General features: G+C 72.2%; 23 protein-coding genes and 2 pseudogenes. 13 read left to right on the forward strand and 12 right to left on the reverse strand.

The window, feature by feature from the left end; all coding sequences use genetic code 11:
* Both BKI49_RS09565 and ctaC read right to left on the reverse strand, forming a co-directional pair.
* Positions 1 to 210: pseudogene (locus BKI49_RS09565) on the reverse strand (cytochrome ubiquinol oxidase subunit I); the annotation flags it as partial.
* Entirely contained in the window at positions 207 to 1,172 is a 966-nt protein-coding gene (gene ctaC, locus BKI49_RS09570; protein ID WP_095933795.1) for an aa3-type cytochrome oxidase subunit II, read from the reverse strand. The pseudogene BKI49_RS09565 and the gene ctaC, both read right to left, overlap by 4 nt.
* A gap of 325 nt (positions 1,173 to 1,497) precedes the next feature.
* Here ctaC and BKI49_RS09575 point away from each other — a divergent pair, with 325 nt between their 5' ends.
* On the forward strand, positions 1,498 to 2,874 hold the full coding sequence (locus tag BKI49_RS09575; RefSeq protein WP_095933796.1) for a cysteine desulfurase/sulfurtransferase TusA family protein: 1,377 nt from the start codon (positions 1,498 to 1,500) through the stop codon (positions 2,872 to 2,874).
* Here the strand turns inward: BKI49_RS09575 and BKI49_RS09580 are convergent, their stop codons facing one another.
* The gene (locus BKI49_RS09580) at positions 2,875 to 3,849 is read right to left on the reverse strand and encodes a carbohydrate kinase family protein (protein WP_095933797.1); all 975 of its coding nucleotides are present in this window, start codon (positions 3,847 to 3,849) and stop codon (positions 2,875 to 2,877) included.
* A 184-nt stretch (positions 3,850 to 4,033) separates the two neighbouring features.
* On the opposite strand from BKI49_RS09580, the gene BKI49_RS09585 reads away from it, so the two are divergent.
* Positions 4,034 to 4,255, forward strand: coding sequence for a hypothetical protein (locus tag BKI49_RS09585; protein ID WP_095933798.1), 222 nt, complete (start codon positions 4,034 to 4,036; stop codon positions 4,253 to 4,255).
* 185 nt (positions 4,256 to 4,440) lie between these two features.
* Positions 4,441 to 6,045 (forward strand): hypothetical protein, encoded by a 1,605-nt coding sequence (locus BKI49_RS09590; RefSeq protein ID WP_095933799.1) that lies wholly within the window; start codon positions 4,441 to 4,443, stop codon positions 6,043 to 6,045.
* Between the two features lie 196 nt (positions 6,046 to 6,241).
* Here the strand turns inward: BKI49_RS09590 and BKI49_RS09595 are convergent, their stop codons facing one another.
* Positions 6,242 to 6,598 carry an iron-sulfur cluster assembly accessory protein gene (locus tag BKI49_RS09595; RefSeq protein ID WP_028805207.1) on the reverse strand — a complete coding sequence of 119 codons (357 nt, stop codon included), beginning with the start codon at positions 6,596 to 6,598 and terminating at the stop codon, positions 6,242 to 6,244.
* A gap of 338 nt (positions 6,599 to 6,936) precedes the next feature.
* Between BKI49_RS09595 and nadA the strand changes: the two genes are divergently transcribed.
* Positions 6,937 to 8,121, forward strand: a complete 1,185-nt coding sequence (nadA, locus tag BKI49_RS09605) for a quinolinate synthase NadA (RefSeq protein WP_179332380.1) — start codon at positions 6,937 to 6,939, stop codon at positions 8,119 to 8,121.
* 210 nt (positions 8,122 to 8,331) lie between these two features.
* Here the strand turns inward: nadA and BKI49_RS09610 are convergent.
* The 5 genes and pseudogenes from BKI49_RS09610 to BKI49_RS09630 all read right to left on the reverse strand — a co-directional run.
* Positions 8,332 to 8,607 (reverse strand): annotated as a pseudogene (locus BKI49_RS09610) (efflux RND transporter permease subunit); the annotation flags it as partial.
* Positions 8,608 to 8,801: 194 nt separating this feature from the next.
* Complete coding sequence (locus BKI49_RS09615; protein ID WP_095933802.1) at positions 8,802 to 9,485, reverse strand: response regulator; 684 nt, start codon at positions 9,483 to 9,485, stop codon at positions 8,802 to 8,804.
* The gene (locus BKI49_RS09620) at positions 9,482 to 10,756 is read right to left on the reverse strand and encodes a sensor histidine kinase (protein WP_095933803.1); all 1,275 of its coding nucleotides are present in this window, start codon (positions 10,754 to 10,756) and stop codon (positions 9,482 to 9,484) included. The genes BKI49_RS09615 and BKI49_RS09620 overlap by 4 nt, the downstream gene beginning before the upstream one ends.
* A gap of 565 nt (positions 10,757 to 11,321) precedes the next feature.
* A complete protein-coding gene (gene pspAA / locus BKI49_RS09625) occupies positions 11,322 to 11,600 on the reverse strand; it encodes a PspA-associated protein PspAA (protein ID WP_095933804.1) in 279 nt (92 codons plus the stop codon).
* 21 nt (positions 11,601 to 11,621) lie between these two features.
* Positions 11,622 to 12,443 (reverse strand): PspA/IM30 family protein, encoded by an 822-nt coding sequence (locus BKI49_RS09630; protein ID WP_095933805.1) that lies wholly within the window; start codon positions 12,441 to 12,443, stop codon positions 11,622 to 11,624.
* 246 nt (positions 12,444 to 12,689) lie between these two features.
* Here BKI49_RS09630 and BKI49_RS09635 point away from each other — a divergent pair, with 246 nt between their 5' ends.
* From BKI49_RS09635 to BKI49_RS09645, 3 genes are all read left to right on the forward strand, one after another.
* Positions 12,690 to 13,316 (forward strand): DUF3043 domain-containing protein, encoded by a 627-nt coding sequence (locus BKI49_RS09635; RefSeq protein ID WP_095933806.1) that lies wholly within the window; start codon positions 12,690 to 12,692, stop codon positions 13,314 to 13,316.
* A gap of 83 nt (positions 13,317 to 13,399) precedes the next feature.
* Positions 13,400 to 14,101, forward strand: coding sequence for a class I SAM-dependent methyltransferase (locus BKI49_RS09640; RefSeq protein WP_095933807.1), 702 nt, complete (start codon positions 13,400 to 13,402; stop codon positions 14,099 to 14,101).
* A 60-nt stretch (positions 14,102 to 14,161) separates the two neighbouring features.
* Positions 14,162 to 15,259 (forward strand): S1C family serine protease, encoded by a 1,098-nt coding sequence (locus BKI49_RS09645; protein WP_095933808.1) that lies wholly within the window; start codon positions 14,162 to 14,164, stop codon positions 15,257 to 15,259.
* Positions 15,260 to 15,447: 188 nt separating this feature from the next.
* Here the strand turns inward: BKI49_RS09645 and BKI49_RS09650 are convergent, their stop codons facing one another.
* Positions 15,448 to 15,660 (reverse strand): hypothetical protein, encoded by a 213-nt coding sequence (locus BKI49_RS09650; protein ID WP_028805198.1) that lies wholly within the window; start codon positions 15,658 to 15,660, stop codon positions 15,448 to 15,450.
* Positions 15,661 to 15,773: 113 nt separating this feature from the next.
* Here BKI49_RS09650 and BKI49_RS09655 point away from each other — a divergent pair, with 113 nt between their 5' ends.
* Positions 15,774 to 16,973, forward strand: coding sequence for a bifunctional adenosylcobinamide kinase/adenosylcobinamide-phosphate guanylyltransferase (locus tag BKI49_RS09655; protein ID WP_095933809.1), 1,200 nt, complete (start codon positions 15,774 to 15,776; stop codon positions 16,971 to 16,973).
* Positions 16,974 to 16,987: 14 nt separating this feature from the next.
* Here BKI49_RS09655 and BKI49_RS09660 read toward each other — a convergent pair whose 3' ends face one another.
* Positions 16,988 to 18,055, reverse strand: a complete 1,068-nt coding sequence (locus tag BKI49_RS09660; RefSeq protein ID WP_095933810.1) for a class I SAM-dependent methyltransferase — start codon at positions 18,053 to 18,055, stop codon at positions 16,988 to 16,990.
* 194 nt (positions 18,056 to 18,249) lie between these two features.
* On the opposite strand from BKI49_RS09660, the gene cobT reads away from it, so the two are divergent.
* From cobT to BKI49_RS35220, 3 genes are all read left to right on the forward strand, one after another.
* Positions 18,250 to 19,368: a nicotinate-nucleotide--dimethylbenzimidazole phosphoribosyltransferase gene (gene cobT / locus BKI49_RS09665; RefSeq protein WP_095933811.1), complete on the forward strand. Its 1,119-nt coding sequence runs from the start codon at positions 18,250 to 18,252 to the stop codon at positions 19,366 to 19,368.
* A 408-nt stretch (positions 19,369 to 19,776) separates the two neighbouring features.
* Positions 19,777 to 21,585, forward strand: coding sequence for a phosphatidylglycerol lysyltransferase domain-containing protein (locus tag BKI49_RS09670; RefSeq protein ID WP_095933812.1), 1,809 nt, complete (start codon positions 19,777 to 19,779; stop codon positions 21,583 to 21,585).
* Between the two features lie 22 nt (positions 21,586 to 21,607).
* Complete coding sequence (locus BKI49_RS35220; RefSeq protein WP_179332381.1) at positions 21,608 to 22,309, forward strand: hypothetical protein; 702 nt, start codon at positions 21,608 to 21,610, stop codon at positions 22,307 to 22,309.
* Here BKI49_RS35220 and BKI49_RS09680 read toward each other — a convergent pair.
* A complete protein-coding gene (locus BKI49_RS09680) occupies positions 22,246 to 23,013 on the reverse strand; it encodes a hypothetical protein (RefSeq protein ID WP_095933813.1) in 768 nt (255 codons plus the stop codon). The two genes, BKI49_RS35220 and BKI49_RS09680, sit on opposite strands and share 64 nt — an antisense overlap.
* Positions 23,014 to 23,167: 154 nt before the next feature.
* On the opposite strand from BKI49_RS09680, the gene BKI49_RS09685 reads away from it, so the two are divergent.
* Positions 23,168 to 23,962: an adenosylcobinamide-GDP ribazoletransferase gene (locus BKI49_RS09685; RefSeq protein WP_257004682.1), complete on the forward strand. Its 795-nt coding sequence runs from the start codon at positions 23,168 to 23,170 to the stop codon at positions 23,960 to 23,962.
* 177 nt (positions 23,963 to 24,139) lie between these two features.
* The gene (locus tag BKI49_RS09690) at positions 24,140 to 24,736 is read left to right on the forward strand and encodes an RDD family protein (RefSeq protein WP_095933815.1); all 597 of its coding nucleotides are present in this window, start codon (positions 24,140 to 24,142) and stop codon (positions 24,734 to 24,736) included.
* Positions 24,737 to 24,770 lie beyond the last annotated feature (34 nt).

A 24,770-nucleotide genomic window follows, 5' to 3' on the forward strand; every position in this document is an offset into this window, starting at 1 on the left:
GAGCTCGGCGCGCATCAGCAGCGCCATGACGCCACCGATGCAGAAGAACGCGAACGACGTCACCAGATACAGCGTGCCGATCGTCTTGTGGTCGGTGGTGGTGAGCCACTTGACCACGACGTTGCCGGGCTGCTTGCGCCGGACCGGTACCTCGTTCTCGTACGAGTCCTCGGTCTCGGCGGCACCCTGAGGTTCGTTGAGGATGCTCACAGGTTGTTCGTCTCCCGGTTCTTCTCGTGGCCCGTCTGCTCAATGCCGGCCGGGACGTAACCGGTCTGACCCTTCGCCGCGAGCTCCTTGAGGTGGGCCTCGTAGCGCTCGGGGGAGACGACCTTCACGTTGAAGAGCATCCGGGAGTGGTCGACGCCGCAGAGTTCGGCGCACTTGCCCAGGAAGGTGCCCTCCTTGTTGGGGGTCACCTGGAAGGCATTGGTGTGGCCCGGAATGACGTCCTGCTTCATCAGGAACGGCACCACCCAGAAGGAGTGGATGACGTCACGCGAGGTGAGGACGAAGCGGACCGTCTTGCCCTTGGGGAGCCAGAGGGTCGGGCCGGGGTTGTTCGTCTGGGGGTTCCGCGTGCCGGGCGTGCCGACGTCGTAGACACCGCCCGCGTTCGCCGGGAAGTCCTTCTTGAACCGGTCCGGAATCGCGTTCAGGTTCGCGTCGGTCTTCGCGTCACCGGTCGAGCCGGGGACGTCCGCGATGTAGTTGAAGCCCCAGCTCCACTGGAAGCCGACCACGTTGACCGTGATGTCGGGCTTCGGCTTGAGGCTGAGGAGCTTCGTCTCGTCGCGGGCGGTGAAGTAGAACAACACCGAGACGATGATGAGCGGGACCACGGTGTACAGCGCCTCGATGGGCATGTTGTACCGGGTCTGGGGAGGAACTTCGACCTTGGTGCGGCTGCGCCGGTGGAAGAAAGCACTCCACAGGATCAGGCCCCACACCAGCACGCCCACGGCGAGCGCCGCCGCCCAGGAACCCTGCCACAGGGAGAGGATCCGGGGAGCCTCCTCCGTGGTCGGGGTGGGCATACCAAGGCGGGGGAAGTCTTCCCAGTTGTACGAGCAACCGGTGGCTGTCGCCAGGACCAGGCCCGCAGTCATTGCCTGCAGCAGCTTCCGCCGCATCGGGCGCCGCGGCGAGCGGTCGGAGCCGTTGGGACTCACGTAGCGCCTTCCCGAGAGTCTCGCCCGCGCTACTGGCTGCGGCCTTCTCGCTGGTCGGTCGCCGCCCTGCGTCGGGCAGGGGTTTGGATGTTTATGCGGACCAAACCCTACTGGACGCTATTTGGGGTCGCGCGGGGAGGGTCCCTAACGCGCCGGGGGTCACCCCGAAGGGGGTGGGATGACCCATGGGGTCTGGTTTCTGACGGGAGATCGGGCCGTCCGGGCGGTCCGGTTCGTCCGCCGGGTCCCGGCCGCGGGCCGGCGGGCGGCGCTCGCGCTCGTCCCCGCACCCGTGCCGCCGGCGGGGAAGTTCTAACGTTGCCGTGTGTCCTACTTCGATGCCGCGTCCGCCGCTCCCCTCCATCCCGTTGCCCATCAGGCGCTGTTGGCCTCCCTCGACGAGGGCTGGGCCGATCCGTCCCGGCTGTACCGGGAGGGGCGCAGGGCCCGGATGCTGCTGGACGCCGCGCGCGAGGCGACCGCGGAGGCCGTGGGGTGCAGGCCCGACGAGCTGGTGTTCACGCCGTCCGGGACACGGGCCGTGCACACGGGCGTCGCGGGCGCGCTGGCCGGTCGACGGCGGATCGGAAACCACCTGATCGTGTCATCCGTCGAACATTCCTCGGTGCTCCATTCGGCAGACACGTTCGAAGCGGGCGGCGGATCGGTCACCCAGGTGCCGGTGCTGCGGACGGGCGCGGTGACCGTCGAGGCGTACGAGCAGGCGCTGCGGCCGGACACCGCGCTGGCGTGTCTCCAGTCCGCCAACCACGAGGTGGGGACCGAGCAGCCGGTGGCGGCGGTGGCGGAGGCGTGCCGGGCGGCGGGGGTACCGCTGCTCGTGGACGCGGCCCAGTCGCTGGGGTGGGGGCCCGTCGAGGGCGACTGGTCGGTGCTGACCGGGAGCGCCCACAAGTGGGGCGGGCCGTCCGGCGTCGGCGTGCTCGTCGTGCGCAAGGGAGTGCGGTTCGCGACCCAAGGCCCCCTGGACGAACGGGAGTCGGGGCGGGCCGCCGGTTTCGAGAACCTCCCGGCGATCGTCGCCGCGGCGGCCTCCCTGCGGGCGGTGCGGGCCGAGGCGGCCCAGGAGGCGGAACGGCTGCGGGAGCTGACGGAACGGATCCGGGCGCGGGTTCCGCAGCTGGTGCCGGACGTGGAGGTGGTCGGCGACCCGGACCGGCGGCTGCCCGGGATCGTCACCTTCTCCTGTCTCTATGTCGACGGGGAGGCGCTGCTGCACGCCCTGGACCGGGAGGGTTTCTCCGTCTCGTCCGGATCGTCCTGCACGAGCAGCACGCTGACGCCGAGCCATGTGCTGCGGGCGATGGGCGTACTGACCGAGGGGAACGTGCGGGTGTCGCTGCCCACGGGGGCGGCCGAGGAGGACGTCGAGCGCTTCCTGTCGGTGCTGCCGCGGGCGGTGGCCGGGGTGCGGGAGGAGCTGGGGGCGCCCGCTCCGACGACGGTGGTGCGGGCCGAGGAACTGGTCGTGGACGCACTCGGCAAGCGCTGCCCGATCCCCGTCATCGAGCTGGCGAAGGTCATCGGGGACGTGCCGGTGGGCGGCACGGTGCGGGTGCTCTCGGACGACGAGGCGGCCCGGCTGGACATCCCGGCGTGGTGCGAGATGCGGGAACAGGAGTACGTCGGGGAGGAGCCGGCGGACCGGGGCTCGGCCTATGTGGTCCGCCGGCTGTCCTGACTAGGAGAGGTGCGCCTGGACCTCGGCGGCGGCCTCGTGGCCGTAGGCCTTGGTGAAGCGGTCCATGAAGTGGACGCGGCGCAGCTGGTACTCCTGCGTGCCGACGGTCTCGATGACCAGCGTGGCCAGCATGCAGCCGATCTGGGCGGCGCGCTCCAGCGAGACGCCCCAGGCGAGACCGGAGAGGAAGCCGGCCCGGAAGGCGTCGCCGACGCCCGTCGGGTCGGCCTTGCGCTCCTCCTCGGGGCAGCCGACCTCGATCGTCGCCTCGCCGGCCCGCTCGATGCGCACGCCCTGCGCGCCGAGGGTCGTCACCCGGTGGCCGACCTTGCCGAGGATCTCCTCGTCGGTCCAGCCCGTCTTGGACTCGATGAGCCCCTTCTCGTACTCGTTGGAGAAGAGGTAGGTGGCCCCGTCCAGCAGTATCCGGATCTCGTCGCCGTCCATGCGGGCGATCTGCTGGGAGAAGTCGGCGGCGAAGGCGATCCCGCGCGAGCGGCACTCCTCCGTGTGACGGAGCATCCCCTCGGGGTCGTCCGCGCCGATGAGGACGAGGTCGAGGCCGCCGACCCGGTCCGCCACGGCCTTGAGCTCGATGAGCCGGGCCTCGCTCATCGCGCCGGTGTAGAAGGAGCCGATCTGGTTGTGGTCGGCGTCGGTGGTGCACACGAAGCGCGCGGTGTGCAGGACCTCGGAGATGCGGACCGAGCCGGTGTCGACGCCGTGCCGGTCCAGCCAGGCGCGGTACTCGTCGAAGTCGGAGCCCGCGGCCCCGACCAGGATCGGCCGGGTGCCGAGCTGGCCCATGCCGAAGGCGATGTTCGCGCCGACCCCGCCCCGGCGCACGTCGAGGTTGTCGACGAGGAAGGAGAGGGAGACCGTGTGCAGCTGGTCGGCGACGAGCTGGTCGGCGAACCTGCCGGGGAAGGTCATGAGGTGGTCGGTGGCGATGGAGCCGGTGACTGCGATACGCACGGCTGGGACACGCTCCTGCGAGGGAATGGAAGGAGGGCGCGCGAAGCGCTCTTCGGAAGAGGGTCGTGGAACACGACTGCGTTGACAGTTCACGCTACCCGGTCGGGGCGCGCCCGCTGAAGCGGGCAAAACTACCCGATAGTAGATCTTTCTTCGTGACGACATGGGCGCATACGGTTCCGGTATGACGAACCTCAAGGTCCACGGCCCCGCCCCGCTCGGTCCGGTGAGTGAACTCGAAGGCGATCTGGCGACGCTGCGCGGCGACTGCGCCCGGATGGCCCGGCACTGGTCCGCCCCCGCCCCCGCGGCCGCCCGTCCCGTCTCCCCCGCGCGTATCCACGGGGTCACGGTGCCGCCCGCCTCCGCGCGGCTGCTGGACGCGATGTCCGACTACGGCGACTGATCCCTTCCACGCGACCGGGCGCCGCCGAACAGGTGAATTTCGGAGGGCGCCCGCAGGGAACCGCACGCTCCCCCGGCGCGTCCCATCGCTGTCCCCCGTAAAGGGGATGCGGTATACGACCCACCAGAGCCCGTTTTTGACAGGGCCGGGTCATGGGACAGCAGCAGAGCCGAAGGAGCGATGCGGTGAGCACCGAGCGACCCGACAACGACGCGACCCCTCCCGTCGAGGGTCCTGCCGAGGGTCCCGCCGAGGACACGGAGCCGGGTGGCCCGCGCGCCCGGCGATCCCCCGTGGTCATCGCCTCGGTCGCGGCCGCGGTGCTGCTCGTCGGGGGCGGCGGCGCGTACTTCGCGGCGACCGCGTCCGGCGGCGGGAGCGGTCAGGGGTCCGGGGCCCCCGGGGGTGACGGCACTCCCCCGCCGCTCACCCTGGACGGCTACTCGGAGGGAGCCACGAGCGGCTCGGGGTCCGACGGCGGCACGAACGGCATCGCGCCCGGTGAACCGAACCCGTACGGCGTGACCTACCGCGCGGACGGCGAGCTGCCCGACGGGCCGGACTCGTCGCCCGTGTACTGGGCGAAGGGCGAGGTGACCGGTGCCGAGGTGGCCCGGCTCGCGAAGGCCCTCGGTCTGAAGGGCACGCCGAGGCTCGCCGGGGACGTCTGGAAGGTCGGCGTCACCAAGGACGCCGGCGAGCCCCACCTCCAGGTGAACCGGGCGGCGCCCGGGACCTGGACCTACAGCTCGTTCGTCCCCGGGACCGACAACTGCCCCAAGGGCAGGCGTTGCGTACCGGTCGGCTCCGCCGGTCTGGCCGGGATGCGTCCGGGCGCGGTGAGCGAGGAGGAGGCCAAGAAGGCGGCCGCTTTGGTGCTGAAGGCCGTCGGGCAGGACGACGCGAAGCTGGACGCGACCCAGCTCATGAACGACGACCAGGTGCGCGTCGTGAACGCGGACCCGAAGGTCGGCGGGCTCCCCACGTACGGCTGGGCCACCGGGCTCCAGATCGGTTCCGAGGGCACGGTCGTCAGCGGCAGCGGACAGCTGAAGGCGCCGGTGAAGGGCGACACCTACCCGGTCCTCGGGGCGCAGAAGACCCTCGACCTGATGAACGGCGGTTCGGCGGCGGCACCGGGCGGAGGGCGCAAGGGCATCGGCGGCTGCGCCAGCCCCGTACCGCTCAAGGACCGCGACGAGAAGCCGTGCGAGCACGCGACGACGCTGCCGGCGACGCAGACGACGACCGTCGAGAAGGCCGTCTTCGGGCTGGCGGCGCGCGTCGCGGACGGACGGCAGGCGCTGGTGCCGTCCTGGCTGTTCGAGGTACGGACGCAGGGGGCGGAAGACGCATTCACGGTGACGCATCCGGCGGTCGAGCCGCGGTACCTGACCTCGCCCGCGCCGTCCGGCGGGCCGACCGGGCAGCCGAGTCCCGCGCCGACGCCGCGGGGCGACGGACCGACCTCGGCGCCGGCCGCCCGTGACGTCAAGGTGGAGGGCTACACCGTCGACGGCAAGGACCTGACGGTCAGCTTCACGGGCGGGGTGTGCGCCGACTACGCGGTGTCGGCGAGCGAGAGCTCCAGCAAGGTGACCGTGAAGGTCACCGAGACACCCTGGAAGGGCAAGGTCTGCATCCTCATCGCCAAGATCTACCAGAAGACGGTGCGCCTGGACGCGCCGCTCGGCGATCGCGAGGTCGTGGGGACGGACGGCAAGCGCGTCCCGGAGGGGAAGGTCACCGTGCCGGAGGTTTCCGGGGCCGGGTCCGCGGGGCCGCGGTAGCGGTCACGACGGCTCCGGACACACGAAGGCGGCGTCCCTGTCGGAGGGGGACGCCGCCTTCGTACGTGTCCGGACGACCGGGGCCGGTGCGGGCCGCGCACGCCACCGCGTGTCCCGTCCCGCCCGCCGCGGCCTTCGCCGCGCGCCCGGTGGTCCCGGCCGAGGACGGCGGGCTCGCGCCGCCGCCCCAAGAGGCTCAGCTGAAGGAGTCGCCGCAGGCGCAGGAGCCAGTCGCGTTCGGGTTGTCGATCGTGAAGCCCTGCTTCTCGATGGTGTCCACGAAGTCGATGGACGCGCCGCCCAGGTACGGAGCGCTCATGCGGTCGGTGACGACCTTGACGCCGCCGAAGTCCTTCACGACGTCGCCGTCGAGGGAGCGCTCGTCGAAGAAGAGCTGGTAGCGCAGGCCGGAGCAGCCACCGGGCTGAACGGCGACGCGCAGCGCCAGATCGTCGCGGCCTTCCTGGTCGAGCAGGGCCTTGACCTTGGCCGCTGCGGCGTCGGACAGGATGATGCCGTCGCTCACGGTGGTGGTCTCGTCCGATACGGACATCTGCTTCTCTCCCGGGTTGTACGGAGACTGCTTGCCGACGGTTGCAACCGGCGGGGCCGCGGATTCATTCCGGGCCGTGCGCGTGTCTTTTCTGCCTTTCCGTATTCATGCTCGCACATGCCCCTGCGCGCGGACAGCGCCCTGTGGACAACCCCACGGACACCTCCGTGTCACCTGCCGTCGAGGCGACCGGGATTCACGTCACATCGACGCTATGGACATCGTCAACGTGACGTGAAGCGGTTATGATAGATAGCGTCAATTCGACGAAAAGGCATTGTTCCGCCGGACCCGCACCTACGGGCCCGGCGAGCCGCAGAACAGAAAGGGTGCGTGTCGTGACCACCGCCCAGACCCAGGAGCTCGACGTACAGCCGACGCCCCTCGCCCTGCTGCTGCTCGGCCGTGAGGCCGACCCGAAGAGCGAGCGGGGTGTCGAGTGTCCCGGCGACCTGCCCTCGCCGTCCGACCCCGACCTGGTCGAGCGCGCCCGCGCGGCCAAGGAGAAGCTCGGCGACAAGGTCTTCGTGCTCGGCCACCACTACCAGCGCGACGAGGTCATCCAGTTCGCGGACGTCACGGGCGACTCCTTCAAGCTGGCCCGGGACGCGGCCGCCCGCCCGCAGGCGGAGTACATCGTCTTCTGCGGTGTGCACTTCATGGCCGAGTCCGCCGACATCCTCACCGGCGACGACCAGAAGGTCGTCCTGCCCGACCTCGCGGCCGGCTGCTCGATGGCCGACATGGCCACCGCCGAACAGGTCGCCGAGTGCTGGGACGTGCTCACCGAGGCCGGCATCGCCGAGCAGGTGGTGCCCGTCTCCTACATGAACTCCTCCGCGGACATCAAGGCGTTCACCGGCAAGCACGGCGGCACCATCTGCACGTCGTCGAACGCCCGACGCGCGCTGGACTGGGCCTTCGAGCAGGGGTCGAAGGTGCTCTTCCTGCCCGACCAGCACCTGGGACGCAACACCGCCGTCCGCGACATGGGCATGTCCCTCGACGACTGCGTCGTCTACAACCCGCACAAGCCGAACGGCGGGCTCACGGCCGAGCAGCTGCGCGGCGCGAAGATGATCCTGTGGCGGGGCCACTGCTCGGTGCACGGCCGCTTCTCACTGGACTCGGTGAACGACGTGCGCGAGCGCATCCCGGGCGTGAACGTCCTCGTCCACCCCGAGTGCAAGCACGAAGTGGTCGCCGCGGCCGACTACGTGGGCTCCACGGAGTACATCATCAAGGCCCTGGAGGCGGCCCCGGCCGGCTCGAAGTGGGCGATCGGCACGGAGCTCAACCTCGTACGGCGACTGGCGAACCGCTTCGCGTCCGAGGACAAGGAGATCGTGTTCCTCGACAAGACCGTCTGCTTCTGCTCGACGATGAACCGCATCGACCTGCCGCACCTGGTCTGGACGCTGGAGTCGCTCGCCGAGGGCAACCTGGTCAACCGCATCGAGGTGGACCGCGAGACGGAGCAGTTCGCCAAGCTCGCGCTGGAGCGGATGCTGGCCCTCCCGTAGGTCCTGCGTGTGCACGCGAAAGGGGCGCCCCTCCGGTGGAGGAGCGCCCCTTCGGCGTCGTACGGGTCAGACCTGGGCCGGCTCCGGCTCCTCGGAGGCCTGCCGGGGCGGCACCCCGGCCTTCTTCGCCCGCTTCGCCGCCTTCTTCTCGGCGCGGCGCTCCTTGCGGATCTCGATCATCGCGTAGAGCGTCGGGACGAGCAGCAGGGTGATGACGGCGTTGCCCTCGCTCGCGGTGGAGGTGACTCCGGTGATGCCGTCGACGGCTTCGAGCGTGTCCTCGATGGGCTCGACGACCTGCTTCTCGACCACGTCGGGAGACGCACCCTGGTACGGCGCCAGCACGGACACCATGGGCAGTTCGATGGTGGGCAGCAGCTGCTGCTTGAGCTGGGGGATCGAGATCGCCCCGAAGGCGAGCGCGATGATCGACATCAGCCCTATCAGGGCCCTTTGCGCGAGGCTGAATCTGGACAGCCAGCACATGGGTGCTGGACTCTCTTCCGTGCCGTGAGCGGAGGCGGGGCGCGTGTGAGCGCCCCACCTCACACCCTGAGCCATGGGCGAAGGCCCATCCGCCCACCTGTGGACCCATTTCCTTATGCAGTCCCTATCCGCCCGCCTGTGGACCCATTTCCTTATGCAGTCCCTGCTCCAGGCGCAGTACGCAGGGGTGGAGCTCAGTCCACCCGTGGACGGACCAGCCCGGACTCGTACGCGATGACGACCAGCTGCGCCCGGTCGCGCGCGCCGAGCTTGGCCATGGCCCGGTTGACGTGCGTCTTCACCGTCAGCGGGCTGACTTCGAGGCGCTCGGCGATCTCGTCGTTGGAGTGACCGCCCGCCACCTGGACCAGCACCTCGCGCTCGCGCCCGGTCAGCGCGGCGAGCCGTTCGCCGCGGGCGGGGTCCCGCTCGTCGTCCGCGCCGTCGCCCTGGGCGAGGAACTTCGCGATCAGTCCCTTGGTGGCCGCCGGGGACAGCAGCGCCTCGCCGCCGGCCGCGATCCGGACGGCGTTCAGGAGCTCCTCGGGCTCGGCCCCCTTGCCGAGGAAACCGGACGCGCCGGCCCGCAGCGACTGCACCACGTACTCGTCGACCTCGAAGGTGGTCAGCATGACCACCCGTACGTGCGCGAGCCCCGGGTCGGCGGTGATCAGCCGGGTGGCGGCGAGACCGTCCGTGCCCGGCATCCGGATGTCCATCAGCACCACGTCCGCGCGCTCGTCGCGGGTGAGCCGCACCGCCTCCGCGCCGTCGGACGCCTCCCCCACGACCTCCATGTCGGGCTCGGAGTCGACGAGCACACGGAAGGCGCTGCGCAGCAGTGCCTGGTCGTCGGCGAGCACGACGCGGATGGTCATACGGAGTCCCCCAGGGCAGGCGTGCGGTTCTTGACCGGAAGGATCGCATGGACCCGGAAGCCGCCTCCGTAGCGGGGACCGGCCGTGCAGCTGCCGCCGAGCGCGGTGACCCGCTCACGCATGCCGAGCAGCCCGTGGCCGCCGCCCTCCGCGGTCCCGTCGTGCGGGCCGGGTCCTTCCTCCGCGGCGGGGCCGCCGTCCCTGCCGGCTTCGCCGCCGCCTCCGGGCCCGCCGTCGAGGACCGTGACCTCCACGTTCGGTCCCACCCGTACGACGCTCACCTCGGCCTTCGCGTCCGGTCCGGCGTGCTTGCGCACATTCGTCAGGGCTTCCTGGATGACGCGGTAGGCGGCGAGGTCGACGGCCGCGGGCAGGCTCAGGCCCTGGTCGCTGCGGGCCACCTCGACGGGCATGCCCGCGTTGCGGAAGGTGTCGGCGAGCTCGTCGAGCCGGGCGAGGCCGGGAGCGGGCTCGGTGGGCGCCTCGGGGTCCCCGGACTGCCTGAGCAGCCCCACGGTGGCGCGGAGTTCGTTGAGCGCGGACCGGCTGGCCTCCCGCACATGGGCCAGGGCCTCCTTGGCCTGGTCGGGCCGCTTGTCCATGACGTGCGCGGCGACTCCGGCCTGCACGTTGACGAGGGCGATGTGGTGGGCGACGACGTCGTGCAGGTCGCGGGCGATCCGCAGCCGCTCCTCGGCGACGCGGCGACGCGCCTCCTCCTCACGAGTGCGCTCGGCACGCTCGGCGCGCTCCCGGATCGCGTGCACGAAGGCACGCCGGCTGCGCACGGCGTCCCCCGCGGCGGCGGCCATGCCGGTCCAGGCGAAGATGCCGAGGTTCTCCTGCGCGTACCAGGGCATCGGGCCGGCGAGCATCGCGACCGCGGTCAGGACGGTCATGGTGACCAGCCCGACGCGCCAGGTCGTGGGGCGGTCGGTGGTCGAGGCCACCGTGTAGAGGGCGACGACGGCGGACATCGCCACGGGGGCGCGGGGATCGCCGGTCACCAGCTCGACGAGGGAGAGGGCCACGGTGGCGGCGAGCACGGTCATCGGGGCGCGGCGGCGGAAGACCAGGGCCGCGGCGCCGAGCACCATCAGGGTGAGTCCGAGCGCGCCCGGGGTGCGGGCGCCCCAGCTCGCGCCGTTCTCGCCGTGCGGGTCGACGAACGAGCCCGCGACCATGCTGACGAGGACACCCGCGGCGAGGGCGGCGTCCAGGGCGAGGGGGTGCGCGCGGAGCCAGTCCCTCGTGCGCTCGATGGTGCTCACGGCTTTACGGTACGGGGGCCCCGGCGGGCTTGGAACGGGTGCTGCCGCCGCGGGCTCCGGGACCCCGCCGGACGGAGCGCCGGACGCCACCCGTCATGCCGCCGGAGCAGGCGTGGGGCACCCGCCGACGCACCGCGGGAGGGGACGCCGAAGGCCTGCGGTACGCCTGCCTGCCGGAGTACCGGCGGAATGCACGCGGGACCGCCGGAGGAAGCGCGCCGCGGGAGGAGCGGCGGGGCCCGCCGGACCCGCCTATGTACCGGCGCGGTGGCCGGGGGCGCGTCGGAGCAGGCGCCGGCTCCTGCAGGCGGAGGGGGGCGCGGACCCCGCCGACGTACCGCCGCGGTGAATGCCGCACGCCTGCCGGAGTGGACGCGGACGCCCGCCGGATGCAGGCGGAGTGCGCGCCGCGTGCCCGCGCGACGTGCTGCCGGAGCGAGTGCCGGGCCCCGGCCAGAATGCCGTCGGGCCCCGGAGCCGCCGCCCGGCCGCCGTCCTGCGGGCGGCCCGGCGGTCTCGGACGTCGGGCGGACGGCCGGAGCCCGCCCGTGGCGGTCCGTCCCGGTCAGCCCGGAATCAGGCCGTCGTCGCTGAGCATCTCGCGGACCTCTTCGAGGGTCGCGTCGGGCGAGGGGAGGATCAGGTCCGACGGCTCCAGCGCGTCGTCGGGAAGCGGAGTGCCGAGGCGGTGCACCGCCTCCAGGAGGGCGACCAGGGTGCGGCGGAAGCCGGACTCGTCGCCGCCCTCCAGTTCGGTGAGCAGCTCGTCGTCCAGCTTGTTCAGTTCGGTGAGGTGGCCGTCGTCCAGCCTCACCTGCCCCTCCCCCATGATCCGTACGATCATGTCGCCCTCCTCAGGCGTGGGTCACTGCTTGTCGAAGCGGGGTGTGTCCTGCTGCTGCGACTGGGAGGACTGTCCGGTGCCGCCCTCGATCGCCTGCTGCGGAGAGGACCCTCCCCCAGTGCCAATAGCCTGGGAGGTGCCCCCAGCCAGCTCCGCCTTCATGCGCTGCAGTTCCAGCTCTACATCCGTACCACCGGAGAGCCGGTCCAGCTCGGCCTGGATGTCGTCCTTGGCCATGCCGGACTGGTCGTCGAGGGCACCGGAGGCGAGGAGCTCGTCGATGGCGCCGGCGCGCGCCTGGAGCTGCGCGGTCTTGTCCTCGGCGCGCTGGATGGCGAGGCCCACGTCGCCCATCTCCTCGGAGATGCCGGAGAAGGCCTCCCCGATCCGGGTCTGCGCCTGGGCCGCCGTGTACGTCGCCTTGATCGTCTCCTTCTTCGTACGGAAGGCGTCGACCTTGGCCTGGAGCCGCTGGGCCGCGAGGGTGAGCTTCTCCTCCTCGCCCTGGAGGGTCTGGTGCTGCGTCTCCAGGTCGGTCACCTGCTGCTGGAGGGCGGCCCGGCGGGACAGGGCCTCGCGGGCCAGGTCCTCACGGCCGAGGGCGAGCGCCTTGCGGCCCTGGTCCTCCAGCTTGGAGGACTGGTTCTGGAGCTGGTTGAGCTGCAGCTCCAGGCGCTTGCGGGAGGTCGCCACGTCGGCGACGCCACGGCGCACCTTCTGCAGCAGCTCCAGCTGCTTCTGGTACGAGTAATCGAGGGTCTCGCGCGGGTCCTCGGCCCGGTCAAGGGCCTTGTTCGCCTTCGCGCGGAAGATCATCCCCATACGCTTCATGACACCGCTCATGGGCTTCGCGCGCCCCCTTCTGACGGACTCCAGCTCCAGGTACTGCAACAGAACCCACAGTACGGGCCCTGCATCCATTACCGCACTGTTCGGGGACGGATGCGCTCATCCCCAAGGACGACTGCGTACGGCACCGCTCCGGCGTAGGGAGTAGGTGGCACTCGGGGTCGGCCCGGGCACAACGTCCCCTCTGTCCCACTACAGACGTACGGTGTTGCCGGATCGTTCCCCACTCGCACGACGTCCATGCCCGCGAACCCCGTACCCTTGGGTTTTGTGTTCCGTAGCCGTGCCAAGGAAGAGAAGGCCCCCGCCGACAAGGCGCCGGTGACCGACTCCAAGCAGCCCCGTGACCCGCAGGCCCCCAAGGGTCGCCCCACGCCCAAGCGCAGTGAGGCCCAGACCCAGCGCCGCAGCGTCGCCAATACGCCGACGACGCGCAAGGAGGCGGCCAAGCGGCAGCGCGACGACCGCCGCGCCGCGATGGAGCGGCAGCGCCAGGCGCTGGCCAGCGGCGACGAGCGTTACCTGCCCGCCCGCGACAAGGGGCCGGTGCGCCGCTTCGCGCGCGATTTCGTGGACTCGCGGTTCTGCATCGCCGAGTTCTTCCTGCCGCTGGCGGTGGTCATCCTCGTCCTCAGCATGGTGCGGGTCGGCTCGCTCCAGAACATCGCGCTGCTGCTCTGGCTGGTCGTGATCGTGCTGATCGTGCTCGACTCGATCGGCATCGCGTTCCGTCTGAAGAAGCAGCTCAACACCCGCTTCCCGGACCAGCCCAAGAAGGGCGCGGTCCCCTACGCGCTGATGCGCACCCTCCAGATGCGTCGACTCCGGCTGCCGAAGCCGCAGGTCAAGCGCGGAGAGCGGCCCTGAGCACGACGTCTTTCTCCGGGGGCGCGGCGGACGCCTGGCTGAACAAGCTGGGTGCCCTGCGTGATGTCGTACGACAGGAGCTGGTGGCCCGGCAGCTCGACGAGCAGATAGCCGGACGCTTCCCGGTGGGGCAGCGGCTGCGGGTCCTCGACGTCGGGATGGGCCAGGGCACGCAGGCGCTGCGGCTGGCCCGTGCCGGTCATCAGGTGACCGGGCTCGAACAGGACGCGACGATGCTGGCCGTGGCCCGTGAGGCGCTGGCCGCCGAGCCCGAGGGCATCCGCGGCCGGGTCCGCCTCATCGAGGGCGACGGCCGGGAGACGGGTGTCCACTTCCTGCCGGGCAGCTTCGACGTGGTGCTGTGCCACGGCGTCCTGATGTACGTCGAGGAGCCGGACGCGCTGCTGGCGGGTCTGGCCCGGATGCTGGCGCCCGGCGGGCTGCTCTCGCTGCTCGTCCGCAACGCCGACGCGCTGGCGATGCGCCCCGGTCTGTCCGGGGACTGGGGGACGACGCTGACCGCGTTCGACACCACCGCCTACACCAACCGGCTCGGGCTCGACGTCCGTGCCGACCGGCTCGCCACGCTGACGGCGACGCTCGCCGGGATCGGGGCGCCGCTGCACGCCTGGTACGGGGTGCGGGTCTTCACGGACACGGCGGCGGACGGGGCGGCCGTTCCACCGGACGTGGAGACGCTGCTGAATTGCGAGGAGCGGGCCGGGCGGACCGATCCCTACCGTCGGGTGGCGGCACTGCTGCACCTGTGCGGAGTGCGTGGCTGACCGACCCGTTCGGGTGCGCATCACGGGTCGGCCCGCAAGCCCAAAAGGGACACTTCAGGCATGGCCGATTCCCGTGGCGCCGCCCGCACACCCACCCGTGCCCGTACTCCCCGCATCGTCGCGCCCCTGACCGCTCTCGTCCTGCCGGCCGTGCTGCTCTCCGGCTGCACCGGCGACTCCGCCTCCGCCACGAAGGACGGCATCACCACGCAGGCGCAGGCCCAGACGCCGCGCGTGAGCAACGACCTCCAGGACGACTACCTGAAGGTGATCAGGAACGTCCTCCCGTCGGTGGTGCAGATCCAGGCGTCCAAGGATCTCGGGTCGGGCGTCGTGTACGACGACAAGGGGCACATCGTCACCAACGCGCATGTGATCGGGAACGAGAAGACGTTCAAGGTCACCATCGCCAGCGACAAGGACGAGCTGACGGCGAGGCTCGTCTACACCTACCCGGAACAGGACCTGGCGGTCGTCGAGCTGGACAAGGTGCCCGCCGGGCTGAAGCCCGCCGTGTTCGGGGACTCGACGAAGGTCGAGGTCGGCCAGATCGTGCTGGCGATGGGGTCTCCGCTCGGCCTGTCGTCCAGCGTGACCCAGGGAATCGTGTCCGCGATCGGACGCACCGTCAGCGAGGGCGGCGGCGACGGCGGTACGGGGGCGACGATCGCGAACATGGTGCAGACGTCGGCGGCGATCAACCCCGGCAACAGCGGCGGGGCGCTGGTGAACCTGGACGGCCAGGTCATCGGCATCCCCACGCTCGCGGCCGTCTCCCAGGACCTCGGCGGGGCGGCGCCCGGCATCGGCTTCGCGATCCCCGCCTCCACGGTGAAGACGATCGCGGACCAGATCGTCAGGTCCGGCAGGGTCACCGACTCGGGCCGGGCCGCGCTCGGCGTCACGGGCCGCACGGTCGTCAACGACAACTACCAGCCCGTGGGCGTCGCCGTGGCCGGCGTGACGAGCGGGGGCGCGGCCGACAGGGCGGGCATCCGGGCCGGTGACGTCATCACCGGGATCGGCGACGAGGAGATCAGCACGATCACCTCGCTCGCCGAGGCGCTCGCCGGCCTGAGGCCGGGCGACCGCACGAAGGTGACCTTCGTGCGGAACAACCACGAGGAGACGGTCGAGGTGACGCTGGGCGAGCAGTAGGCCCGGGCCTCGGACGCGTGAGGTCGGGCGGGCACTCAGCGCAGGGCCGAGAGCCTTCGAGCGCCCTTGGTACGGGGGGCGAGAGCATTCGAGCGCCCTGAGCGCGGGGGCGGGAGCCTTGGGGCGGACGGGACTGCCGCGCCGACCGGGAGGGTTGCCGGGGTGCTGCCCCGGCAACCCCGACCGGCCTACTCCGGATCGGCGTGCAGACTCATCGGTCCGTAGATCTGCGTGCTGTCCTCGAAGAGGAACACCTGGTCGGCGCCACCCTCCACGAGGTCCTTCCACACCTCACCGATCCAGGACTCGGCGTCCCCCTGCGTGGTGAACTCCTCGGGCTGCACCGCGGGTTGGACCTCTGTCCCGTCGGACTTCTCGAACCGCCACGTCCATGCCGCCATGTACGCCTCCAAGATGTGAGCACACTGCACAGCGGAAGCCGGACAAGATCCGGCTCCAGCCCGAAGCCTAGCCGGACGCGCAGGACCTGCGGGGACACGGAAAAATCAATGTCGTGGAACTGACTCTGCTCGGCACCGGCGCCCCCGAGGGACTGCCCCGCCCCGACTGTCCCTGCGCGTCCTGCGCGACCGCGCTCGGCGAGAACGCGCGGGCGGCGACCGCGCTGCTCGTGGACGGCACCCTCCTTCTCGACCTCACACCCGGCGCCGCGTTCGCGGCCGCCCGCGCCGGGCACTCACTGGGCGGCGTACGGCAGGTGCTGCTCTCGCACCCGCACGACGGACCCCCCGTCGAGGTGCCGGCCGGACTGCCGCAGCCCGGCCGGGTGCCCGACGGGCGGGAGTTGGCGCTGCTGACCGGGCACCGGGTGCGGGCGGTGGCGATGGACGCGCCCGGCACGGGGTACGCGGTGACCGGGCCGGACGGACAGCGGCTGCTGTACCTGCCGCCGGGCGCGGCGCCCGCCGGGCTCGACGCACGGACCGACGCGTACGACATGGTGCTCGCCGACGTCGTGGGACGCCCCGACGCCCTGGCGAAGCTGCGCGCGGCCGGTGCGGTCGGCCCGACGACGGACGTGATCGCCGTGCATCTCGACCACGAGGTGCCGCCGGGGCCCGAGCTGCGGCGCCGGCTCGCGGCGGCCGGCGCCCGGGCGGTACCGGACGGCACCACCCTCGACGTGGGCGTCTACGAGGACGTACCGGACGTGCCGCGCCGCACCCTGGTCCTCGGCGGCGCGCGTTCCGGCAAGTCCGTCGAGGCCGAGCGGCGCCTGGAGTCCTTCCCCGACGTCCTGTACGTCGCGACGGGCGGCACCCGCGACGGGGACGCCGAGTGGGCGTCCCGGGTCAGCGTCCACCGCGACCGGCGCCCCGCGTCCTGGCGCACCACCGAGACCTGCGACCTCGTCCCCCTGCTCGCCGAGGACGGCCCGCCGCTGCTCGTCGACTGTCTGTCGCTGTGGCTGACGGACGCGATGGACTCCGTGAACGCCTGGGACGACGCGGACTGGGCCGACGACGGCGAACGTGAGCTGCGTGCCCGCGTCGAGGAACTCGTCGACGCGGTCCGCCGTACCCGCCGCACGGTGGTCGCGGTCTCCAACGAGGTCGGCTCCGGCATCGTCCCGGCCACCGCGTCCGGCCGCCGCTACCGCGACGAACTCGGGCGTCTGAACGCGGCGTTCGCCGGTGAGTGCGAGCACGTGCTGCTCGTCGTGGCGGGACAGTCCCTGACGCTGCGCGGCTGACCGCGGACCGCGGCTCAGGCCGGTCTGCGGGCGATGACGCGGTAGGCGTTGGAGAAGCGGGTGCGGCTCAGGACGGGGGCCAGGGCGTGGTCCACGGCGGACGACACGGCGAGCACCGGGGCCGCCGTCCTGGTCAGCACCCGGTGCAGCCGGTGCCGGAGCGGGCTCGGTGGAGAGGGACGCCAGAGGGCGTCCGGGTCGGGCAGGGCGTGGCCGAGGGCCAGCGCGAGGGCGCCGGAGAGGTCGTGGGGGGCGTGGGGTTCACGGGAGTCCGTGGCGACGATCTCGCAGTCCAGCGTCTCCAGTTCGTCGATCAGGTTGGGCAGGGGCATCAGGTGGAGGTGGCGCGGCTGGCCGTGCGCCACCCACCACTTGCCGAGCAGCGTGCCGAACGCGCTCTCGGGGTCCGGCACTTCGACGAGCAGGTGGCCGCCGGGCCGCAGGACCGTCATGGCGGCCCGCAGTTCCGCGCGCGGGTCGGCGGTGTGCTCCAGGTGGTGGAACATGCTCACGACGTCGTAGCGGGCGTGCAGCCGCTCGGCGATCCGGCGGTCGGTGAGCCGGCCGCGGTGCGCCTCCTCCACCCGGCCGGCCGCCCGCGCCTTCTCCACACGCCGTGAGGGGTCGAGCCCGTCGAAGGCCGTGTACGGGTGGATCTCCTTGGCCGCGGCCGGGAAGTGCCCGTGCCCGGTGCCGACGTCGAGCCAGCTCTCCGGTTCGGCGTGCGGCAGCAGTGCGCGGGCGGCGAGCCGGTGGCGGCCCCGGCGGCCCCGTACGGCGAGCTGCCGCAGCAGGTGACGCTCCTGGGCGTCGTCCTCGAAGTCCCGCTGGTAGAAGGCCAGTCCCTCCGCCGTGAGCCGGGGGTTCTGGAAGGCGTGGGCGCAGTCCCCGCACTCCTCGACGACGAACGTGCCGGGCTTGCGCTGCACGAGGTCCGGCGTCCGCAGCCGGGTGCGCAGCCGCCGGGAACCGCACCACGGGCAGTCCTGGCGGCGTGGTTCGTGGAAGCGGTCGGTGCCCCGGGCGAGTTCGGCCGCGTAGACGGCGCGGCGCTCGGCGATCGACTGCGGCGTACGGGGCATGGGCGCTCCTGGGGCGGCGGGACGACGGGGCGGCGGGACAGCGGGGCGAGGGGGCGGGAGGGGGCGGCGCACCGGGGCGGACCGGGCATCCGAGGTGTACGACAATCCGATACAAAAGGTACGTAGCCCCTGGCACTCCGTGGCGCAACGACGTGGCGCAGCCGTGTTCGACCGGTGCCGGTACTGTTCGGCGAATGAGCTCGCTTAATCTCGACGACTTCACCGATCTGATCGAGCGCCCCGACGGCGGTGTGCGGCGTGACGCCGAGGCGCGCCGGGAACGCCAGATCGTGCCGCCCGGAGCACTGGGCCGCCTCGACGACCTGGGTGAGTGGCTGGCGGCGGCACAGTCCGCGGTACCGGTGCGGCCGATCGAGCAGCCGCGCGTGGTGCTGTTCGCGGGCGACCACGGAATCGCCGCACTGCACGTGTCGGCGCGGCCCGCGGGCACCGCCGACCGGCTGGTGCGGGCCGTCCTGGAGGGCGCCAGCCCGGCGGCCGTGCTGGCCCGGCGGCTCGGCGTGCCGCTGCGCGTCGTCGACATGTCGCTGGACTGCGACCCGGACGGACTGCCCGACGAGGTCGTGCGGCACCGGGTGCGGCGGGGCTCCGGGCGGATCGACGTCGAGGACGCGATCACCCTGGAGGAGGCGGAGACAGCGTTCCGCGCGGGCGTCGCCGTCGCCGACGAGGAGGCGGACTCCGGTACGGACCTGGTGGTCCTCGGCGACATCAGCGTCGGCGGGACCACGGCCGCGGCCGTGCTCGTCGCCGCGCTGTGCGGGACCGACGCGTCCGTCGTCACCGGGCGGGGCGGTCAGGCCATCGACGACCTCGCGTGGATGCGCAAGTGCGCTGCCGTGCGGGACTCCCTGCGGCGGGCCCGGCCCGTGCTCGGGGACCAGTTGCAGCTGCTCGCGACGGTCGGGGGCGCCGATCTCGCGGCGATGACCGGGTTCCTGCTGCAGAGCGCGGTGCGCAAGCTGCCCGTGATCCTCGACGGGGTCGTGTCGGCCGCGTGCGCCCTCGTCGCGCAGCGGGTCGCCTTCCGGGCGCCGGACTGGTGGCTGGCCGGGCAGAACAGCGGGGAGCCGGCCCAGGCGAAGGCGCTGGACCGGATGGCCCTCGAACCGCTCCTCGACCACGGGGTGATCGTGGGTGAGGGTGCGGGTGCGCTGCTCGCTCTTCCGCTGGTGCAGGCTGCGGCCGCGTTGTCGGCGGAGCTGCCGGAGGCTCCGGAGCCGGAGCCGGAGCCGGACGTGGCGGCCTCGGAGGCGCCGGACGCCGAGCCGGAGGCGGAGCTTCCCGAGTAGAGGGTTCGTCGGGGCGGGTCACCTCGGGGCCGGGTCCGTCGGGTCGGGGCCCTTCGGGGCGGGCCTCGCGCCGTTGCAGGTCAGGGCTTTCTTCGCCCCCGCCGCCCCTGCCCGTCCCGTACCCGGGGCTCCGCCCCGGACCCCGCTCCTCAATCGCCGGAGGGGCTGATTCTTTGCCCCTCCGCCCCGGAACCCGCTCCTCAATCGCCGGACGGGCTGACTTCAGCCCGTCCGGCGATTGAGGGCGAGGCCGTCCAGGCCGATGCGGGGGTCCGGGGGCGGCAGCCCCCGGGGCAGGGGCTGCGGGGGCGGGAAAAGTTGTGGGATTCAGTCCCACTGGGGGTGGGGGGAACCACCCGACACCCCACTCCCTCGCACGCACGACCTCAGCCCATATCATCACCCTTCATGGGAGATGCCCGAATTGCCGCCGTGCAGGAGCGGGCGCCGGCCCGCCAGGCCGACGGGGACCGGCGGTCCGCGCCCGCCTCGCGGCGGGCCGCCGCCTTCGCCGTCTGGTATCTGCGAGCCGTCACGTTCATCAACTTCCTGAGCGCCGCGTGGGTGTCGCTCGGACAGGACGTACGGCGCCACAACACCGAGAACTTCTTCACGCCGTACCTGCTGACGGCGGGTTTCGCGTCCGGTGTGTTCACGATGTTCCTGGCCATCACGATGCGCCGGCGCAAGCGGGCCGCGTGGATCCTCAACCTCGTGCTCGGCGGCCTGTTCCTGCTGCTGTTCGCCGTCGCGATGGCGTTCCCGGAGATCCGCCGGTACGCGCAGAACTGGGTCTCGCTCACCCTGACCGCGGCCTTCGTGGGCTCGCTCGTCGTCGGCCGCCGGGAGTTCTACGCCAAGGGCGACCGGTCGAACCCCAAACTGGCCGCGGCCGTCGCGGTGGGCGGGCTGCTGGCGGCGTCACTGCTCGCCACGCTGCTGGTCACGGTCACCAACCAGGCGCACGACGCGTACCGTTCGACGTTCCTGGACCGCTGGCGCTACGGCACGCTGCGCCTGGTCTCGGTCGCCGCCGACGACTCCCACTACCCCGGCATCGCGATCCCCAACTGGGTCAACGTCACCATCAACGTGCTCAGCACGCTGCTGCTCCTCGCCGTCCTCTACGCGGCCTTCCGCTCGCGGCGTGCGGTCGACCCGATCACCGAGGACGACGAGAAGCGGCTGCGCGCGCTGCTCGACCGGAACGGCGACCGGGACTCCCTGGGCTACTTCGCGCTGCGCCGGGAGAAGAGCGTGGTGTGGTCGCCGACCGGCAAGGCGGCGGTGGCGTACCGCGTGGTGGGCGGCGTCTCACTGGCCTCGGGTGATCCGCTCGGGGATCCCGAGGCGTGGCCCGGTGCCATCGAGCCCTGGCTCGCCGAGGCCCGCGCGCACGGCTGGATCCCGGCGGTGATGGGGGCGAGCGAGGAGGCGGGCACGATCTACTCGCGGCACGGCCTCGACGCGCTGGAGCTCGGCGACGAAGCCATCGTGGAGACCGCCGAGTTCACCCTGGAAGGCCGCGCCATGCGGACCGTGCGGCAGGCCTACAACCGGGTGAAGCGGGCCGGCTACCAGGTCCGCATCCGGCGCCACGAGGACATTCCCGCCGACGAGATGGCCCACCTCCTGCGGCGCGCCGACGACTGGCGGGACGGGGCGACCGAGCGCGGTTTCAGCATGGCGCTCGGCCGGCTCGGCGACCCGGACGACGGACGGTGCGTGATGCTCGAATGCACGGATGCCGAGGGCGAGTTGCGGGCGGTGCTGTCCTTCGTTCCGTGGGGCCCGCACGGACTCTCCCTCGATCTGATGCGACGCGACCGCGGGTCGGAGAACGGGCTGATGGAGTTCATGGTGATCGAACTCCTGCGACGCGCCCGGGAGATCGGGATCACCCAGGTCTCGCTCAACTTCGCCATGTTCCGGTCCGTCTTCGAGCGCGGCGCACGGCTGGGCGCGGGACCGGTGCTGCGGCTGTGGCGCTCTCTGCTCAGCTTCTTCTCCCGCTGGTGGCAGATCGAGTCGCTGTATCGCGCCAACGCGAAGTACCGGCCCATCTGGGAGCCGAGGTTCCTGCTGTTCGAGAAGAGCGCGGACCTGCTGCGCATCGGCGTCGCGTCCGCGCGTGCCGAGGGGTTCCTGGAGGCGCCGGGGCTGCCGAAGTGGCTCCACCGCCAGCACCTGGAGTCGCACCGGCGGGGGACGATGTGAGCGATGCCGCGGGGGCTGCCGGATGAGCCGGCCCGCCCGCTGGGCCCGTGCGGAATGGGGGGCGCTGTACGACACCGTGCGCCGGGCCCTCGCGGCGAGGCAGTGGCGGGCGGCCCCCATGACGATGGCGGCGGTCTGCCTGACGGCGGCCTTCCAGTACGCCCAGAACCGGTCCTGGGGCTACCGGTTCGTGCAGAACGTCGGTGCCGTGCGGGCCGAGGACCCGCTGTGGCTCGCCCTGCTGCGCACCCCGCTGTCCCTCTTCGTCCCGGCGCTGGACCTGCCGGTGTGGGGTGCGCTCGTGCAGATCCTGCTGGTGTTCGGGATCGCCGAGATCTGTCTGGGCCGGTGGCACACGCCGGCCGTCGCGTACCTCGCCACACTGGCCGGGACGCTCTACGCGCGCATGGGCATCGCGCTGGGCCCGCAGAGTGCGCTGGGGCTGCCCGGTGCGGACGCCCGGGTCGTCGACGCCGGGCCGTCGGCGGCGGTGGTGGGCCTGGCCGTGTTCCTCGGCTGGCGCTACCGGGCGTACGCGACGGCGACGGTGGTGACCGGGGCGATGGTGGTCGAGGTACTGCTCAAGGAGAACCTGGCCGGCAGGGAACACCTCGCGGCCATCGTCGCGGTGCTGGTCGTGTGCTGCGTCTCCGAGGTACGTCAGTGGCGGCCGGGCAGCGAACGGGCGGGTTCGGGATCGGGTTTGCCGCCGATCCAGTCCTGAAGCCTGCGGCTGGGACCGAGCCAGCGGCGGTCGTGGTGGTAGGCGCGCAGGCTCGATCTGGCGCGGGCGTGCGGCCGTCTGCGGTAGAAGCGCTTGGCCCACGGTGAGCCGGGGCGGGCCAGCCGGATCGCCCCGACCAGGGCGACGAACGGGACGATCACGCCGAAGATCGCGGTGCGGGCCTTGCCCTTGCTGAGGGCGAGCAGGGCGAAGAGGAAGTTCACGGCGACGGTGGCGATGACGCTGCCGCGGTCCTGGAGTTCCTGTTCGGTGAGGTCGTTGACGCCGAACGGCGCGAACCCGCTGAGCACGAGGCCGACGAGGGCGGCCGTGACCACCACGACCTCGACGCTCTTACGGCCCTCCTCGGTCCAGTAGACGTCGTGGAGGTGCAGGATCAGCGCGAACTCGTCGAGCACCAGGCCGGCGCCGATCCCGAACACCACGGCGCAGGCGCAGGCGCCGAACCCGTACCGGCCGCTGGCCACCGCGCCGAAGCCGCCGATCACCGTCAGCACGACGCCCGGCACCACGTGGTGGATGTGCAGGTTCCCGGCCTTGACGTTGCGGAAGGGGCCCTTGCCGGCGCGAATGAGCCGGACGACGACGCGGGTGATCACGAAGGTCAGGACGAACGAGGCCAGTGCCAGCAGCAGGGGCAGCTTCCCCGGCTCGACGAAGTTCCGGTACAACCAGTGACCCATATGCGCACTTTACTGGTGTATGGCGGCACTTGTTCGCGAGGGCCGCCTCGGCCGACGTGTTTTTCCGGCCGAGATCCCGGGCCTGCCCCGAGGGCCGCGCGCGAGGTCTCCGGCCGCCTCCTCCGCTGCCGGAGCGCCCGGGTACTCTGCGCCGGTGTCCACGACCGCGCCCAAGTCCTCCCTCTCCGACGGCCTCCGCTTCGCCTTCGGCACGCTCACCGTGCTCCCCGTGAAGGTGACCCGCTGGGACCGTGCCGCCGCCCGGGGCGGAATGCTGTGCGCGCCCCTGGCCGGTCTGGTGGTCGGGGCGGGCGCCGCTCTGCTCGGCGTGACCCTGCTGGCCATGGGCGCGGGGCCGCTGCTCGCCGCCGTGGCGAGTGCCGCCGTACCGGCCGCGCTGACCCGCGGCCTGCACCTCGACGGCCTCGCCGACACCGCGGACGGGCTCGGCAGCGGCAAGCCCGCCGAGGACGCGCTGCGGATCATGAAGCAGTCGGACATCGGCCCCTTCGGCGTGATCACCCTGCTGTTCGTGCTCCTCGCCCAGGTGGCCGCGCTCTTCCAGGCCTACGACCACTCGTGGGCCCGGGGCGTCCTCGCGGCGGTCGTCTCCGCGGTTTCGGCCCGGCTCGCGCTCACGCTGGCCGCCCGCACGGGCGTGCCGCCGGCCCGTCCCGAGGGACTGGGCGCGGCGGTCGCGGGCACCGTGCCGGTGCGCGGCGCCCTGCTCGTGACGGCGGCGGTCGTCGCCGCGGCGACGGGCGCGGGCACGCTGCTGGGGACGTACGACCCGGTGCGCGCCGCGGTGGCGGTGGCCGCCGCCTGCGCGACGGCCGAACTGCTGCTGCGGCACTGCACGCGCCGCTTCGGCGGCATCACCGGTGACGTGTTCGGCGGCCTCGCCGAGACGGCGGCGACGACCGCGCTCGTCGTCGTGTCGCTGGGCTGACACCACGCCACGGCCGCCCCTCCCCCACTGCTCGGATCGCCGTTCCGTCACCACTGTCACCACGGTGGAACGAACCCCGGAGAACGGCTCTTGCGCCCCGTCGCCCCCACTAGTCTGAGCCGCCGAACAGACACGGATCGTGATCGGGGGACGTCTGTGCCGAAGACTCGGCGTTTCATGGCCTGGTTCATCGACTTCGCACTGGTGCTCGCGGCGGCGTCCGCGCTGGCCGTGCTCACCTTCCACCGGATCTCGGCACTCGTGACGGACGTGCCGGACCTGGCGACGCGGGGCGGCTGGGACATCCTCACCTCGCGCGGCGACGTCCTCGACGCCTCCGAGGGCTTCGGGCTGTCCCTGTGGCGCAAGGTGGTCCGGGACGTGGAGCAGGCCTTCGGACTGCTGGTGATCGCCACCTTCCTCTACCAGTGGGCGGCGCTCGCCCTGACCGGACGGACGCTCGGCAAGGCGCTGCTCGGGCTCAAGGTGGCGCCGAGCCGGCCGCGCCGGGCGGCGCTGCGGGCCGCCGTCACGACGACCGCCGACGTCGCCGTGTACGCGCTGGCCTGTGTCCTGCTGGTCGAGGGCGAGTTCATGCTCTCGGTGCTGGTGTGGGCCGTCGCCGTCGTCCTCTTCCTCTTCAACGCGCTGCCCGTGCTGGCGCCGGCCGGCCGGTCCCTGGCCGACCGCGTGGCGGGGACGGCGGTCACGGGTCTGGGGCTCGGCACGACCGCCGCCGTCCCCGCACCGCCGCCCGCCCCCACCTATTACTGAGCGGCCCTGTTGCCGAGCGGCCGGACCGGAAGGG

The organism is Streptomyces sp. Tue6028 (assembly GCF_002300165.1).
In the GTDB taxonomy this organism is placed as follows: domain Bacteria; phylum Actinomycetota; class Actinomycetes; order Streptomycetales; family Streptomycetaceae; genus Streptomyces; species Streptomyces siamensis.